Origin of the sequence: Lentzea sp. NPDC020367 (assembly GCF_044387305.1) — a bacterium.
Taxonomy (GTDB): domain Bacteria; phylum Actinomycetota; class Actinomycetes; order Mycobacteriales; family Pseudonocardiaceae; genus Lentzea.
On the sequence record NZ_JBIRVV010000001.1, the window covers coordinates 192818 to 207673 of the forward strand.

Annotated in this window: 15 protein-coding genes and 1 riboswitch; of the genes, 9 read left to right on the top strand and 6 right to left on the bottom strand. The window is 69.3% G+C overall.

Going from position 1 to position 14856, the window contains the following annotated elements:
* Positions 1-2 precede the first annotated feature (2 nt).
* Positions 3-208: riboswitch (cobalamin riboswitch) on the bottom strand.
* Positions 207-767 (bottom strand): TetR/AcrR family transcriptional regulator, encoded by a 561-nt coding sequence (locus ACH413_RS00930; RefSeq protein WP_360029534.1) that lies wholly within the window; start codon positions 765-767, stop codon positions 207-209. (Overlaps the previous riboswitch by 2 nt.)
* Positions 768-841: 74 nt before the next feature.
* On the opposite strand from ACH413_RS00930, the gene ACH413_RS00935 reads away from it, so the two are divergent.
* From ACH413_RS00935 to ACH413_RS00955, 5 genes are read left to right on the top strand one after another with little or no spacing between them, the layout of a single operon-like run.
* Positions 842-1582: an enoyl-CoA hydratase/isomerase family protein gene (locus ACH413_RS00935; protein WP_360029535.1), complete on the top strand. Its 741-nt coding sequence runs from the start codon at positions 842-844 to the stop codon at positions 1580-1582.
* Entirely contained in the window at positions 1575-2951 is a 1377-nt protein-coding gene (locus tag ACH413_RS00940; RefSeq protein WP_360029537.1) for an AMP-binding protein, read from the top strand. Before ACH413_RS00935 ends, ACH413_RS00940 begins: the two co-directional genes overlap by 8 nt.
* Positions 2948-3337: a hotdog domain-containing protein gene (locus ACH413_RS00945; protein WP_360029538.1), complete on the top strand. Its 390-nt coding sequence runs from the start codon at positions 2948-2950 to the stop codon at positions 3335-3337. Before ACH413_RS00940 ends, ACH413_RS00945 begins: the two co-directional genes overlap by 4 nt.
* The gene (locus ACH413_RS00950) at positions 3334-4887 is read left to right on the top strand and encodes an amidohydrolase (RefSeq protein WP_360029539.1); all 1554 of its coding nucleotides are present in this window, start codon (positions 3334-3336) and stop codon (positions 4885-4887) included. Before ACH413_RS00945 ends, ACH413_RS00950 begins: the two co-directional genes overlap by 4 nt.
* A complete protein-coding gene (locus tag ACH413_RS00955; protein WP_360029540.1) occupies positions 4884-5489 on the top strand; it encodes a hypothetical protein in 606 nt (201 codons plus the stop codon). The genes ACH413_RS00950 and ACH413_RS00955 overlap by 4 nt, the downstream gene beginning before the upstream one ends.
* Here the strand turns inward: ACH413_RS00955 and ACH413_RS00960 are convergent.
* Complete coding sequence (locus ACH413_RS00960; RefSeq protein ID WP_360029541.1) at positions 5475-6296, bottom strand: siderophore-interacting protein; 822 nt, start codon at positions 6294-6296, stop codon at positions 5475-5477. The genes ACH413_RS00955 and ACH413_RS00960 overlap by 15 nt on opposite strands.
* Positions 6297-6372: 76 nt before the next feature.
* On the opposite strand from ACH413_RS00960, the gene ACH413_RS00965 reads away from it, so the two are divergent.
* Complete coding sequence (locus ACH413_RS00965) at positions 6373-6852, top strand: hypothetical protein (RefSeq protein ID WP_360029542.1); 480 nt, start codon at positions 6373-6375, stop codon at positions 6850-6852.
* Between the two features lie 92 nt (positions 6853-6944).
* The gene (gene argG / locus ACH413_RS00970; RefSeq protein ID WP_360029543.1) at positions 6945-8390 is read left to right on the top strand and encodes an argininosuccinate synthase; all 1446 of its coding nucleotides are present in this window, start codon (positions 6945-6947) and stop codon (positions 8388-8390) included.
* Between the two features lie 58 nt (positions 8391-8448).
* On the opposite strand, the gene ACH413_RS00975 is transcribed toward argG, so the two are convergent.
* A complete protein-coding gene (locus ACH413_RS00975) occupies positions 8449-8904 on the bottom strand; it encodes a hypothetical protein (protein WP_360029544.1) in 456 nt (151 codons plus the stop codon).
* Positions 8905-8956: 52 nt separating this feature from the next.
* Here ACH413_RS00975 and ACH413_RS00980 point away from each other — a divergent pair, with 52 nt between their 5' ends.
* Positions 8957-9613, top strand: coding sequence for a hypothetical protein (locus ACH413_RS00980; protein ID WP_360029545.1), 657 nt, complete (start codon positions 8957-8959; stop codon positions 9611-9613).
* On the opposite strand, the gene ACH413_RS00985 is transcribed toward ACH413_RS00980, so the two are convergent.
* A complete protein-coding gene (locus ACH413_RS00985) occupies positions 9564-10811 on the bottom strand; it encodes an MFS transporter (RefSeq protein WP_360029546.1) in 1248 nt (415 codons plus the stop codon). The genes ACH413_RS00980 and ACH413_RS00985 overlap by 50 nt on opposite strands.
* A gap of 82 nt (positions 10812-10893) precedes the next feature.
* Between ACH413_RS00985 and ACH413_RS00990 the strand changes: the two genes are divergently transcribed.
* Complete coding sequence (locus ACH413_RS00990) at positions 10894-11781, top strand: LysR family transcriptional regulator (RefSeq protein WP_360029547.1); 888 nt, start codon at positions 10894-10896, stop codon at positions 11779-11781.
* 7 nt (positions 11782-11788) lie between these two features.
* Here the strand turns inward: ACH413_RS00990 and ACH413_RS00995 are convergent, their stop codons facing one another.
* Together ACH413_RS00995 and ACH413_RS01000 are read right to left on the bottom strand one after the other, a co-directional pair.
* Complete coding sequence (locus ACH413_RS00995; RefSeq protein ID WP_360029549.1) at positions 11789-13402, bottom strand: tannase/feruloyl esterase family alpha/beta hydrolase; 1614 nt, start codon at positions 13400-13402, stop codon at positions 11789-11791.
* Between the two features lie 13 nt (positions 13403-13415).
* Positions 13416-14780: an MFS transporter gene (locus ACH413_RS01000; protein WP_360029550.1), complete on the bottom strand. Its 1365-nt coding sequence runs from the start codon at positions 14778-14780 to the stop codon at positions 13416-13418.
* Between the last annotated feature and the right edge of the window lie 76 nt (positions 14781-14856).

Below are 14856 nucleotides of genomic sequence, written 5' to 3' on the forward strand. Positions count from 1 at the left end.
GGGTCGGCGCGCGGACCGGCGGCAGGTCTTCGGACTCGTGGGCGTGTTGCTCGCTCCTACCGGCCGTCGCTTCCCAGATCTGGCAGACCCAGTGCTTCTGACGGCTTTCGTTCCCACTCACCGCTGCGGGGCAGTCCCGGACTCGCACCGGGTTCCCTTTTGCTCCACCCGGAACGAGCCCGGGTGAACCGCTGGCAGCACCGACCCTAGCGGGCCGCGCCGAGCATGCCCAGCGCCATAGCCGCGTACTGAATGGTGAGATCACTCAACTTGACCGGCCCCGCAGGGGAGTACCACCGGGAGACGCCGCTGCACATCTCCAGCAACGCGAGCCGCGCGACGCTCGGATCGGCGACCGTCAGCTTGCGCGCCTTCACGCCGTCGTCGATCGCGTCCTGCCAGAAGCGCTCGTAGCGGTCGCGCAACGCCACGATCTCTTCGCGGCGCTCGCCGGTCAGCGCGCGCATCTCGCCGTCCACCACCGCCGTCTCGCGCGGCTTCTCGGCGTGCGCCCGCACGTGCATCTTGACCAACGAGACGAGACGGTCCGTCTCGTCACCGGTGATCTGCTCGGCCTTGCCGATCAGCTCGGTCAGGCTCGTGCGCATGATCTCGACCAGCAGGTCTTCCTTGGTGCCCATGTAGTGGTAGAGCGTCGCCGACGACAGCCCGGCGGCCTGCGCGAGGTCGCGGATGCCGGTGCCGTGGAAGCCGCGCTCGGCGAACAACCGCACGGCCGCCTCGCGGACCCGTTCCTCCGTCGTCATGCTGCCTCCCTTGACCGGCCCGACTCGCTCACTCTAGCGTCAGGCCCGATCGATCGATCGATCGAAGGGGAGAGATGACCGTCGACTACTCCTGTGCCGAGGGCATCGCGCAGGTGCACCTGAACCGTCCGGAACGGCTCAACGCCGTGGTCCCGGCGCTGGTCGAGGACCTGCTGGCCGCGTTCGCACGGGCGCGCGAGGACCAGGCGCGGGTGATCGTGCTGGCGGGCCGCGGCAAGTCGTTCTGCGCCGGCCACGACCTGAAGGAGCCGGTGCCGGTCGAGACCGAGGAGCAGACGCGGGCCCGGTTGGAGCGCATCCAGGACGTGACTCGCGCGATCCGCGACTTCCCCGGCATCGTGATCGCGGCGGTCCACGGCTACGCGCTGGGCGCGGGCGCCGAGTTCGCGCTGGGCTGCGACCTGGTCGTGGCGCAGACCAGCGCGCAGTTCGGATTTCCCGAGGTCGGCGTCGGGCTCAGCGTGACCGGCGGGATCTCCAGCCTGCTGCCTCGGATCGTCGGTTTGGCGCGTGCCAAGGAGATGCTCCTGCTCGGCGAACGGATCCACCCTCCGCGCGCGTACGAGCTGGGGCTGATCAACTCCTACGCGCTGAACCACGAGAAGCACGCGATGAAGCTCGCGCGCCGCATCGCCGCCCAGCCGCCGGTCGCCGCCGGGCTCGCGAAACGGGCGCTCGACCTGGGCCTGGACTCGACGCTGGAGCAGGCGATGGCGACTGAGGTCGACCACGCGATCGTCACGAGCCTGTCCGGCGAGGGGGACGAGCCGCGGGAGGAGTTCGGCCGTGGCTGACCTCATCGGCGCGCTGCGGACGGCCGTGACGCGGTGGCCGGACAAGACCGCGTGGACGTTCGATCCCGGCGGCTCGTTCACCTTCGCCGAGATCGACGCGCTGTCGGACGGGTACGCGCAGGCGTTGCGGGACAAGGGGATCCGCGCGGGCGACCGGGTCGCGATCATGCTGCGCAACGTGCCGGAGTTCCCGCTGGTGTGGTTCGCGCTGATCAAGCTCGGTGCCACGGCCGTGCCGCTCAACGTCAAGTACCGCTCGGTCGACGCCTCGCACGTGCTGACCACCTCGGAAGCGGTTGCCGTGGTCAGCACCGAGGAGTTCCGGCCGCTGCTCGCTGATCACTTGGTGCACTACGTCGAAGAGCTGGAGCCTGTCGAAGGGTTCGTGCAGGGCGAGGTGTCCGCGCCGGTCAGCCTGCAGTTCACCTCGGGCACCACGGGGAAGCCGAAAGCGTGCGTGCTGTCGCACACCTACTGGCTGACGCTCGGTGGCAGTCTGGTCGAGCACTTCCCGCAGCTGAACTCCGACGACGTGATGCTGACAGCGCAACCGTTCCACTACATCGATCCACAGTGGAACGTCGTCGCGGCACTGCTGGCGGGCGCGCATCTCGTGGTGCTGGACGGCTTTCACCCGTCGTCGTTCTGGGAGAAGGTCCGCGAGCACGGCGTCACCTACTTCTACTGCCTCGGCGCGATGCCGGCGCTGTTGCTGCGCATGCCCGCCGATCCGTTGGACCGCGAGCACTCGGTACGAGTCGTGCAGGCCTCGGCGATCCCGCCCGCCCTGCACGCCGAACTGGAAGAGCGCTGGGGCGTCGGCTGGTACGAGGCGTTCGGCATGACCGAGACAGGCGCGGATCTCCGCATCACCGCCGAGGACCACGACAGGTTCGTCGGCACGGGCTGCCTCGGCCTGCCCGCACCGCATCGCGAGGCCAAGATCGTCGACGGCGAACTGTGGCTGCGCGGCCCCGGCATGATGGACGGCTACCTGGGCCTGCCCTCGCCGTTCGCGGACGGCTGGTTCCGCACCGGCGACCTGGCACGGATCGAGGACGGCCGCGTTTACCACCTCGGTCGCAGCAAGGACATGATCCGGCGCAGCGGCGAGAACGTGGCCGCGCACGAGGTCGAGGAAGTGCTGATGTCGCATCCGTCGGTGCGGCTGGCGGCCGTGATCGGCGTTCCGGACGACATTCGCGGTGAGGAGGTGAAAGCGTTCGTCGTCGGGGAAGTGACTGATCAGGAGCTCGCCGAGTTCTGCGCGGAAAGACTGGCGTCGTTCAAGGTTCCGCGTTTCTGGGAGTTCCGCGAGGATCTACCGCGCACCCCGTCCGAACGCGTCGCCAAGGAGCTGCTGCGGTGAGCTTTCACTGGGAGAGCCCGGTCTTCTTCGATGAGCTGGACCTGAACGGCACCCTGCACAACTCGCGGTTCGCACTGCACGTCGAACGAGCCCAGTCCGCGCTGTTCGAGTCGATGGGCTTCGGCTGGTCCACCTACGCCGACCGCCATCCCGACCTGAACTACGTGGTCAAGGAACTGCACGTCGAGTTCAACGCCGCCTTCACCGCGCCCGGTGTGCTCCCGGTCGAGATCACCGCCGACCGCATCGGCACCACCAGCGCCCGCTACGGCTTTCGTTGCGGCCGTTACGCCTCCGGCTACCGGGTGATCGTCAAGGTCGGCGCGGACGGCCGTCCCGCGCCGTGGAGCGACTGGTACCGCATGGCTTTCGAAGGGCTCTCATGATCAAGGCCGACCTGCTGCTGACGAACGCCGAGTTCGTGACGCTGGACGGTCCGGCGACCGCGCTCGCCGTGCTGGGCGATCGGATCGTGGCGCTGGAGGAGGTCCCGGCCCGCGAGGTGGTCGATCTCCAGGGCGCGACCGTCACGCCGGGCTTCCACGACGCGCACAACCACATGGCGTGGTTCGGCCTCACTCTGTCCGAAGTGGACTGCCGGGTCACGAGTCTCGACGCGCTGTACGCGGCGGTCGAGGCCGCGCCGGACGGCGAGTGGGTCGTCGGCTTCGGCTACGACCAGAACAAGTGCGGCGGCCACCCGACGCGCGACGGCCTCGACCGCGTCGCCCGCGGCCGCAAGGTGTGGATCAAGCACACGTCCGGCCACATGTGCGTGGTGAACACGCCTGTCCTGGAGGCTCTGGGGATTTCGGATCGCGCGGTCGACGTCTCGGGTGGGCTGGTCGTCACCGAGAACGGCCGCCCGACGGGCCTGTTGCAGGAACAGGCGCAGCAACTGGTCAACCCGCTCGTGCTGCCCTACCCGGTGGACACCCTGGTCGACGCGATCGACCGGGCCGGCCGCGTGTACCTGAGCGAGGGCATCACGAGCTGCGTCGAGGCGGGCATCGGCGGAGGCTGGATCGGCAAGTCCCCGGTAGAGCTGGAGGCCTACCACCGCGCCCGCGACCAGGGAAAGCTGCACGTCCGCGTCGAACTCATGATCGCCGCCGACGCCCTGCACCCCGTCACCGAACTAGGCCTGGGCCTCGATCTGGGCGTCCGCACCGGTTTCGGCGACGACTGGCTGCGCATCGGCCCGACCAAGATCTTCTCCGACGGCTCGCTGATCGGCCACACCGCAGCGATGTGCCACGACTTCGCCGACACCCCTGGCAACCACGGCTACCTGCAGGACTCCTCGGACGCGTTGCGGTCAAAGATCATCGCTGCCCACCGAGGCGGTTGGCGCGTCGCCACCCACGCGATCGGCGACGCGGCCATCGACCTGGTCCTGGACGCCTACGAGGAAGCTCACCGCCTCGACCCGCGCCCGGACGTCCGCCACCGCGTCGAACACTTCGGCGTAGCGCGGCCAGATCAGGTCGAGCGCGCGGTGGCGCTGGGCGTGATCGCCGTGCCACAGGGCCGTTTCGTGAACGAGATCGGCGACGGCATGCTGAAAGCACTCGGCCCGGAACGTGCCGCGTGGGCCTACCGCCAACGTTCGCTGCTCGACGCGGGCATGATCGTCCCCGGCAGCTCGGACCGCCCGGTCGTGAACGGCGCCCCGTTGCTGGGCATGCACGACATGGTCGAACAGCTAACGTCGTCCGGCACGCCGTTCAGCCCGGCCGAGGCCGTGACGGGCCTGGAAGCGTTGCGCGCCTACACCTACGGCTCCGCCTACGCCTGCAAACAAGAACACCTCAAGGGCACGCTGTCCGTGGGCAAACTCGCGGACCTCGTCGTGCTCTCGGACAACCCGGTCACCGCCGACCGGATCAAGGACATCCAGGTGCTGCGCACGATGGTGGGAGGACAGTTCCGATGAGGCTCGTCGCCGCTTCAACGCTGACGTCAGACGAGCTGGCGCACGTCCAGCAGATCTACTTCGACGGCTTCGAACCACACCTGCGCGCGCCGTTCGACAACCTGCTCGCCGACACCGCCCTGGTCCTGATGGACGACAAACCGCTCGGCCTCGCCGTCCTGCGCACCCTCGGCGACACCGGCTGGGTCTACCTGCGCTACTTCACCGTGGGGGAGAAGGGCCGCGGCCTCGGCGAACACCTCTGGACACACCTGCGCACAGCCATGACCGACGCGGGCCACACCCGGATCATCTACGACGTCGAAGACCCGGCCCAGCACGGCATAGACCCGGCAGAGGAACGCGTCCGCCACCGCCGCATCGCGTTCTACCGCCGCCTCGGCGCCGTGCTGCTGCCCGTCAACGGCTACCTGCCACCGCAGGGCAGCGCCGGCTACCCGATGCTGCTGATGGCCGCGGACTACGTCGCCCAGACCCCGGCCGCCGCCGACGACCTGGCCCGCATCACGGTCGCCGTGTACGAGCACCGGTACGGGATCGCGGCGACCGATCCCGTGGTGGAGCGGACGTTGCGGCTGAGCGGCGTCTCACATGCGGGCTGAGCCGGCCTTCCAGTACCCGCTGAACATGATCGCCTTGCGATCCACTCCGCGATCCTTGGTGAGGTGCCGCCGCACCCCGGTCGCGAGCGCCGACTCTCCGCACGCCCACGCGTAGTCCACAGCGGACAGCACCCTGCCCTGGATCGCCTTCAGCACGGCGGAACCGGGCTCGGCGTCGCCGCGGAACACCCACTCCGCCTCGAGGTCGAGCCGGTACGACTCGTCCGGCACCTCGACGAACACGTGCACCGGCCGCGTCTCCACCTCCAGGATCGCCGCGAGGGCGGGCAACGCGGTCTCGTCGGCCGCCAGCAGCACCGAGCCCTCCGACGGCGGCCGGTAGGCCGAACCTCCCGCGCGGAACCCGGCCTGGTCGCCCGCGATCGCGCGGCGGGCCCAGCGCGTGCCGGGGCCCGCGTCGCCGTGCACCACGAAGTCGACGTCGATCTCGGCGACGTCGGGGCGGTGCGCGCGGACCGTGTACCAGCGCAGGTCCGGTCGTGTGTCCTCGGGCATCGCGCGCAACGACGAGCGGACGTTGATGCGGTCGTCGGCCGGCATGACGAGGTCGCGGCCGGTCGCCATCAGCAGGCCGAAGTACTCGTCCGGGCCGGTCACCTCGAACGAGGCGAGTTCCGGCGCGTGGAAGGTGATCCGGCGCATGTGCTCGCTGAGCTCGGTCACCGCCCTGACGGTCATGACGAACTGGTCGAAGACCTCGCGGCGGTTCGCGGGGGCCATCAGCAGCTCGGCGGCCTTGGTGGCGGCTTTGAGCGTGAACCTGTCGAAGGCGGAGTAGCGCGACATGTCAGCAAGGTACACCTTTGGTTAGGCTTACCTAAGCTCTCGAGCGAAACTGAGGCTGGTACCGCAGACTGCGAACATGTTCCCGAGGACCGCGCAACAGCAGTGGTGGTTCGAAGAGCCCGCCAGCAAGAACCGGAGTCAGGCCATCGGCCTGCGACTCGCCATCGCTTACCGGCAACGGGACGCCGAGGCCGTCGCACGGACGCTGCCCGCCGACGAGGGTGAGATCTGGCTGGTCATGGGCGCGCTGGAGAACGGCCTGCTCGGCCTCAACCAGCTGTACCCGCCCGGCTCGCCGGACGAGGTGTGGGAGCGCGTCACCCCGATCATCGACGCCGCCGCGCCCCAAGGTGTTGCCCCGCGCGCACGTGCGTTGCTCGCTGCGATGACGGACGCGATGTACAACGCCACGCTCGGCGAGGTCAACGAACGCAAGGAGCAGGACCCGTACGTGGGCGCGCATCTGTATGCGGCCATCACGGCGATGCGCTCCATGGATCACGAGGGCAGCATCCAACGCATGCAGGCGAAGGCCGACGAGCTCGATCCGGCCTAGTCGACGCCCCTGAGCTGCGGTGATAGTGCTGAGGTGTAACTAACAGGCACCCCGACGTGCATGCCCATACATCGTCGTGCATAATTCTCAACGTGTCCAAGGTGCTCACTTCACTTCCCGCCGGCGAACGCGTCGGCATCGCCTTCTCCGGTGGTCTCGACACCTCCGTCGCGGTCGCGTGGATGCGTGAGAAGGGCGCTGTGCCCTGCACGTACACCGCGGACATCGGGCAGTACGACGAGCCCGAGATCGACACGGTCCCCGGCCGTGCCGGGACGTACGGTGCCGAGATCGCGCGTCTCGTCGACTGCCGTGCCGCGCTGGTCGAGGAAGGTCTCGCGGCGCTGGCCTGCGGCGCGTTCCACATCCGCTCCGGTGGCCGCGCCTACTTCAACACGACCCCGCTCGGGCGGGCCGTCACGGGCACCATGCTCGTGCGCGCCATGCTCGACGACGACGTGCAGATCTGGGGTGACGGCTCCACCTACAAGGGCAACGACATCGAGCGGTTCTACCGCTACGGCCTGCTCGCGAACCCGTCGCTGCGGATCTACAAGCCGTGGCTCGACGCCGCGTTCGTGAACGAGCTCGGCGGCCGCAAGGAGATGTCCGAGTGGCTGCTCGAGCGCGACCTGCCCTACCGCTCGTCGGTGGAGAAGGCGTACTCGACGGACGCGAACATCTGGGGCGCGACGCACGAGGCCAAGTCGCTCGAACTGCTCAACGAGGGCATCGAGATCGTCGAGCCGATCATGGGCGTCAAGTTCTGGGACCCGTCGGTCGAGATCGCGACCGAGGACGTCACCATCGGCTTCGACCAGGGCCGCCCGGTCACGATCAACGGCAAGGAGTTCCACGACGCCGTCGACCTCGTGCTGGAGGCGAACGCCATCGGCGGCCGCCACGGTCTCGGCATGTCCGACCAGATCGAGAACCGCATCATCGAGGCCAAGAGCCGCGGCATCTACGAGGCGCCCGGCATGGCGTTGCTCTACATCGCCTACGACCGGCTCGTGAACGCGATCCACAACGAGGACACCGTCGCGGCGTACCACAACGAGGGCCGCAAGCTCGGCCGGCTGCTGTACGAGGGCCGCTGGCTCGACCCGCAGTCGCTGATGGTGCGCGAGTCGCTGCAGCGCTGGGTCGGTTCCGCGATCACCGGCGAGGTCACGCTGCGGCTGCGCAGGGGCGACGACTACTCGATCCTCGACACGTCCGGCCCGGCGTTCAGCTACCACCCGGACAAGCTGTCGATGGAACGCACCGAGGACTCGGCGTTCGGCCCGGTCGACCGCATCGGCCAGCTGACCATGCGCAACCTCGACATCGCGGACTCCCGCGCCAAGCTGGAGCTCTTCGCGGGCCTCGGCATGGTCGGCACCCGCCAGTCGGCGCTCATCCCGGCCCTGCCCGAGCCGACGCAGCTGATCGGCGAGGTGCCGGACGGCGGCGCGGAGGCCATCGCCTCGCGCGGTGAGGTCTCGGCGGCCGACGAGCTGCTCGACGCGGCGGCCATGGAGTTCGGCACGGACTAGCACGGACTTTCCCGAGAACACGGGGCCGGTGGAGATCACTCCGCCGGCCCCGTTCTCGTCAGGTCTGGGGCCACATCGAGTAGATGACGTTGTCCTCGTCGGCGCACACGACCTGGGGCAGGATGCCTTCGGCCACCTGGTTGCACGACATCGATCCGACCTTGACCGGTGGCAGTCCCGTCTTCGGCTCCAGGCGTTCCGCGTAGTAGTCGAACAGCACCGCGCCGGCCTGGTCGCAGTTCAGCCTGCCCTTCGGGGTCTCCATCACGACGGCCAGCATCGGCTTGCTGAGGGCTCCGAGGAACACCCGGTCGCAGTACTTCGAGGGCAGGCTCTCGTACTGCTCGGGCGGCACGCCGTTCAGCGCGGTGGCCGCGGCCTGGGTCGTGGTGGCCGGTGCGGTGGTGGGAGTCGTGGGCGACTCGGAGTCCGAACGGGAACCGGACCCGGTGATCTCCGGGGTGCAGCCCGCCACGAGGACGGCGAGGAGCACAGCTGTGATCGAGAACCTCATGCCCCCGAGGTCGGCATCGCGCGCACAGTCGTTACCCCGCTAGCCTTGCGCTGTGTCGATCAAGGCTGAGCAGGCCAGGCCCGCGGTGCTGCTGAACCCACTCGAGGGTGACCCGACGGACGCCGACAGTCACATCGGTGGCCCGATGCTGTGGCCGATCGACGAGCCGTGGCCGCACTGCGACGGCGCCGCGCACGATCCCGCGGGTTCCGGCGAACCGTTCGTCGGCGCCGTGCAGCTCTACCAGCGCGACTTCCCGGAGCTGCCGTTTCCGGACGGCGCCGATCTCCTGCAGGTCTTCCTCTGCACGCTCCACCACGACCTCCCGCACGCCTACGGGCCCGACGTGCGGCTCGTGTGGCGTGACTCCACGACGGTGTTCGAGCTGGTCGAGGAGGAGCCCGAACCGTCCGTGCAGGAGGAGATCTACGTTCCCACGGTCAACGTGCTCGAACCGATCCGCTTCACCGAGCACGAGACGAAGACCTCCGGCGGCACCAAGATCGGTGGCTGGACCCCGTGGTGGCAGACCGGCCCGATCGAGTTCGAGTGCCCGGAGTGCGGTGCGGCGCAACGCCAGACGCTCTCACTGGCCACCCACGAGCCGTCCGGCGACGACGTGGAGTGGGAGTTCGGCCGTGAGGGCAACCTGAACGTCCTCACGTGCGAGAAGGACGTCCTGCACCCGATCCGGCTGCACGTCGACTGAGCGCGGCCACCCCGGCCAGCAGCACGAGCAGGATCCCGGCGAACCACGCCATCACCGTGGTGGGCGCGAGGTACCGGGTGGCGAGCCCGATCGACACCGCCGGCACGCTCAGCCCGAGGTAGGCGATGAAGAACAGCGTCGCCAGCGCCTCCCCGCGCCTCTCCGGCGCCGCCATCGCGGAGACCACCCCGATCGACGCCTTGAACTGCACGCCGGCGCCCACGCCCGCGAGCGCGCCGCCGACCAGGAACAACGGGAAGCTCGTCGCGTACATCCCGGCCACGACCAGCAGCACGCCGATCGCCTGCCCGCCCAGGCCCACAGCGCGCCGGACGGACAGGGAGAGGCCGCCGGTCACGGTCTGGGCGAGCGCCGCTCCACCGAACACGAGGAACACCAGGAGCCCGGCCAGCAGCCGGGACGGGTGGTGCAGCTGGCCCGCCACGAAGCCCGGTGCGACGGACGTGAACACGCCGAACACCGCGAACGCCGAGACGGCCCCGGCGGCCGCCGCGAAGTAGCCGGTGCGGTCGCCGTGGTCGGCGCTGATCCGCTGTGGACGGTACGAGACCCGCTTGCGCACCACGGTTTCCGGCGTGAGGGCGACCGCGGCGATGCTCACGACGAGCAGCACGGCCAGCACGACGTACGGCGTGCTCAGCGGCGAGGGCGCGTACTGCGCGAGCGCGCCCGCGACCAGCGCGCCGACGCCGAGTCCGCCGATGTTCGCCGCGGTCGAGACGATCTCGAAGCGGCGCGGCGACGCACCGGGGCGGTGCCGGGTGTGCAGGTCGTAGAGGTAGGCGGTGGCGGTCGCGGCGATCATGCCGACGCCCAGCCCGTTGACCACCCGCGCGACGATCAGGACCGGCAGCGAGGTGCTGGTCAGGAAGAGCAGCGCGGAGACGATCTCCAGGCTCAGCGCGGGGATGAGGATCGCCTTGCGTCCGACCCAGTCCGAGACGTGGCCCGCCAGCACCAGGCTGATCACCACGCCGACCGCGAAGGCGGCGAACACGACGGTGATCGCGAACGTCGAGAAGCCCTCGCGCGCGACGTAGAGGGGGAACAGCGGCGCGGGAACGGTCGAATACGCCATTGAGACGAGAAACGTGCCGGCGACGGCCCAGAAACCCCTGCCGTGGTGCGCGCTGGCGGCAGGTCGTTCGGTGACCGGTGAATCGAGGACCAAGGACATGGCTCCACCTTGCGTGCCTCGATGCATCACGTCCAACGAAAGTTCAAGCTGGCGATCATCACTTTCTGAGATACTCGCTGGTGTGGACCTCCGGCAGCTCGAATACTTCGTTGCGGTCGCGGAAGAGGGCAGCTTCACCCGTGCCGCCGCCCGCGTGCACGTCGTGCAGTCCGCCGTCTCGGCCGCGATCAAGACGCTCGAACGCGAGCTCGGCGCCGTGCTGCTCGACCGCAACGCCAAGCGCGTCCTGCTGACCGACGCGGGGGAGGCGCTCCTGCCGAAGGCCCAGGCCGTGCTGGACGCCGCCACCGAGGCCAGGGACGCCGTCGCGCAGGTCGAGGGCGGGTTGACCGGCACGGTCCGGCTCGGCACGCTGACCTCGGTCGCCCTGATCGACCTGCCCGCGCTGCTCGGCGAGTTCCACCGGCGTCATCCCGGTGTGCTGGTGCGCACCAACGCGTCGACCACGGGGTCGCTGGGACTCGTCGAGCAGCTCCTGGACCGCAGGCTCGACCTCTCGTTCGTGTCGCTGCCCGGTGAGGCGCCGGCCGGGATCGTGCTGGACGAGCTGTCCCACTCGGTGATGGACCTGGTCGTCCCTCGCGACCACCCGCTGGCCGCCAGGGACGAGGTGCCGATCGGCGACCTCGCCGGGCTGGACTTCATCGACTCGCCGCTGGGCTACGGCAACCGGGCGGTGGCGGACCGGGCGTTCGCAGCCAACGCCGTGCCGCGCCGGGTGACCGTGGAGATGTCGGACATCTACACGGGTGTCGACTTCGTCCGGCACGGCCTCGGCGTCGTGCTGTTGCCCAACTATGTGATCGGCGCCGCGGCGGACATCAAGACCCTGACCGTGACCGGCGCGGACCTGCGCTGGCCGCTCGGACTCGCGTGGCCCGCCGGGCGCAGGCCCAGCGCCGCGACCAGGGCGTTGATCGCGGTGGTGCACGAGTTCTTCACGGGCTGAACGCGGTTCAACGGGCGCAGGAGAAGCTCGACGCCGCGTTCGGGTCTCCGCCGCGGTACCGGGGCCAGCCCGGGTACTCGCAGAGCGGTCGGGTGCGGTTGTGGGCGAAGTCGGTCACGACCGGGTTCACCGGCGACTGTCCTTTCTGGACCCAGCGTTCGAGCGCCGACAGCGAGTCCCACCCTGCGGCGAACGCCGGCGTGCCGAAGTTCGCGTGGTTGGCGCCCTGCACGAGGTAGTAGCGCAGGAACCTGTCTGTGGTCTTGGGCCCGAGGAGGTCGCGCACGCGTTCGTAATAGTCGTTCGTCGAGCGGTGCGACACCAACTCGTCCGCGGAGCCGTGGAGCAGGAGCAGCTTGCCGCCGGCCCGTTCGAACGGGCGCAGGTCCACGTTGTTGCGGTCCTGGATCGTGGAGAGCTTGCTGATCCGGTCGAGCCACTTCCCGGGACGCGACGGGTCCAGGTCGAGGGAGTTGAAGCCGGGGTCGCGGGTCAGGAAGTACTTCACCCACTGGTCCCAGTACTGCATGCCGTAGCCGCTGGTGACCGGCATGGGATTCGCCGGCGCGGTCGTGCCGAACCCGAGGAACGGCGTCCGCATGTCCGCGCCCGAGAGGAACGGGAAACCGGGGTACTGGGTCTCACCGCTGGCGACCCGGTACGGCCACCGGAAGGCCGTGGACATGGCGGTCACGGCCCCGATCTGCGGATCGGACAGGCAGGTGGGGCCGGTGTCGGCGCCGTCGGGGCAGCGCAGGACGCGCGGGTCGAACTGGCAGCGCTGGTTCGACACGATCCGGTCCAGCACGCCGTCCTGGCCGTCGCACGCGTTTATCACGCTGTCGTACAACAGGGTCTGCTTCGCGGGTCCGGGGAACGCGCCGGGACGGGACAGGACCTGCGTCAGATGTCCCAGGTACAGGCCCTCGGCGAGGTTGTTCCACGCGGGAAAGCCCGAGATCACGCCGTCGAACGCCCGCGGCCAGCGCTGGGCGACGACGAGGGCTTCGCGGCCACCCGTCGAGCCGCCCGCGAAGAACGTCTGGGCAGGGTTCTTCCCGAAGGCGCGCCGGATCAGGAACAGGCTCGCGTCGTGCGTCTTCTTCAGCGCGTCACCGGCGGTGAAGTTCCGCACCGCCTCGTCGTTCACGCCGAACGAGCCGTCCAGCGACGGAACGGTGCCCGCGCCCTGCTGGTGGCCGGAGTCGCTCGCGAACGTCGCGTACCGCCGCGCCAAGGGTGCCACCGTGTCCGGGGCGGCGAACGGCACGTTCCCCGTCAGGGCGGGAATCGTTCCGTTGTAGCCACCGCCGCCGAACATCAACGCCTTGCCGTTCCAGCCGGTCGGCAGGGCGACGCGCATCTTGATGGCGGGAGCGGACGGGTCGACCGGGTGCAGGTCGGCGTCGACCTGGCAGTACTCGATCGTCTGTCCACTCACGACAGCGGACGTGATGGCGGCCGCGGTGACGCGACCGCCGGTGGTCGGCAGGCTGATGACCGAGGCGGGGATCCGCACCTGGTTCAGGTCGGCGCACGAGGTCGTCGCACTGGCCGGTACGGCGCCGAGAAAGGTCATTCCCGGCAACAGAAGCGCGGTCGAGAGCAGGGCTAGCTTCACACCGGACTCCTTCTCAGCGGTAGAGGTGCGTGCCGGGGACGGCCAGCGGGTCCTCGCGGACCTCGGCGGGGTTCGTCTCGGGGAGGAACCACGCGCTGACGAACGTGATCAGCCCCATGAGCGTGATGTAGGCGGCGACCGGGATCGTGCTGCCGGTCTGGGCGATGAGCGCGGTCATCAGGAACGGCGTGCCACCGCTGATGATGATCGCGGAGAGCTGGTAGGACAGCGACGCGCCGGAGTAGCGGACGTTGGGCGCGAACAGCTCGCCGAGGAAGCTCGCGATCGGGCCGTAGGTGAGGCTCTGGAAGATGAATCCCACCACCACGGCGACGAAGATCAGTGGCAGCGAAGCGGTGTTGACGAGCCCGAAGTACGGGAAGCCCCACAACGCGACTCCGAGGCCGCCGATGAGGATCAGCGGCCGGCGCCCGATCCGGTCCGAGACGTGCCCGGCCCAGGGCAGGACCGCGAGCATCGCCACGGAACTGAGCAGCACGACCGTCAGCAGCGGGACGCGGTCGAGCTCGAGGGACGTGGTGCCGTAGTTCAGCAGGCCGGCGATGCTGACGTAGAAGAGGCTGTTGGTGGCGGAGAGGATCCCGCAGGCGAGCAGGATCGTGCCCCACCTGCTCCGGATGACCTGCGCGAGCGGTGCCCTGACGACGGCGCGTTCCGGTTGCGTCACCTCCTTCTGCAGCTCCCGGAACTCCGGTGTGTCCTCCACTTTGGACTGGATGTACAGGACCACCGCGAACATCAGGACGCTGAGCAGGAACGGGATCCGCCAGCCCCAGCTGAGGAACGCGTCGTTCGGCATCAGGCCGCTGGCGGCCAGGAAGATCAGGTTCGAGATGATCACGGCGACGGGAACGCTGGTCTGCCCGAAGGTTCCAGCGAACCCGCGCCGTTTCGGGCTCGCCGACTCAGTGAGCAGCAGCATGATGCCGCCCCACTGGCCGCCTGCCGCGAGCCCTTGAAGGAAGCGCAACGTCACCAACAGGATCGGCGCCAACGCCCCCACGGCCGACGCGCTGGGCAGGCAGCCGATCAGGAACGTCGCCGCCCCCATGAGCGCCAGGCAGGCCACGACGACCGGCTTGCGCCCGTACTTGTCACCGAAGTGCCCGGCGAGCACCCCGCCGATCGGACGCGCCACGAAGCCCGCCCAGAACGTGCTGAACGCGAGCAGCGTCCCGGTCAGCGCCGAGGACTGCGGGAAGAACACCTTGGGGAACACCAGCGCGGCCGCGGTGCCGTAGAGGAAGAAGTCGTACCACTCGATCGAACTGCCGATCAGCCCCGCGGTCAGCAGCTTGCGGAAGCCTCGGCGCCGGGTCGCGGACTGCTCTTCGGGCTGGGCCAGAGGGGTTGCCATACATGCCGCCTTCGTCGGTGAACCGGCAGGTGATGACGGCCAATGCTAGGGCGGCGGCACCCGGTGGCTGAGGTCT

Bases quoted from the DNA above. Each gene is read 5' to 3' on its own strand.
- ACH413_RS00930 (WP_360029534.1), bottom strand. From the start codon at position 767: ATGACGACGGAGGAACGGGTCCGCGAGGCGGCCGTGCGGTTGTTCGCC.
- ACH413_RS00935 (WP_360029535.1), top strand. From the start codon at position 842: ATGACCGTCGACTACTCCTGTGCCGAGGGCATCGCGCAGGTGCACCTG.
- ACH413_RS00950 (WP_360029539.1), top strand. From the start codon at position 3,334: ATGATCAAGGCCGACCTGCTGCTGACGAACGCCGAGTTCGTGACGCTG.
- ACH413_RS00955 (WP_360029540.1), top strand. From the start codon at position 4,884: ATGAGGCTCGTCGCCGCTTCAACGCTGACGTCAGACGAGCTGGCGCAC.
- ACH413_RS00960 (WP_360029541.1), bottom strand. From the start codon at position 6,296: ATGTCGCGCTACTCCGCCTTCGACAGGTTCACGCTCAAAGCCGCCACC.
- ACH413_RS00965 (WP_360029542.1), top strand. From the start codon at position 6,373: ATGTTCCCGAGGACCGCGCAACAGCAGTGGTGGTTCGAAGAGCCCGCC.
- ACH413_RS00975 (WP_360029544.1), bottom strand. From the start codon at position 8,904: ATGAGGTTCTCGATCACAGCTGTGCTCCTCGCCGTCCTCGTGGCGGGC.
- ACH413_RS00985 (WP_360029546.1), bottom strand. From the start codon at position 10,811: ATGTCCTTGGTCCTCGATTCACCGGTCACCGAACGACCTGCCGCCAGC.
- ACH413_RS01000 (WP_360029550.1), bottom strand. From the start codon at position 14,780: ATGGCAACCCCTCTGGCCCAGCCCGAAGAGCAGTCCGCGACCCGGCGC.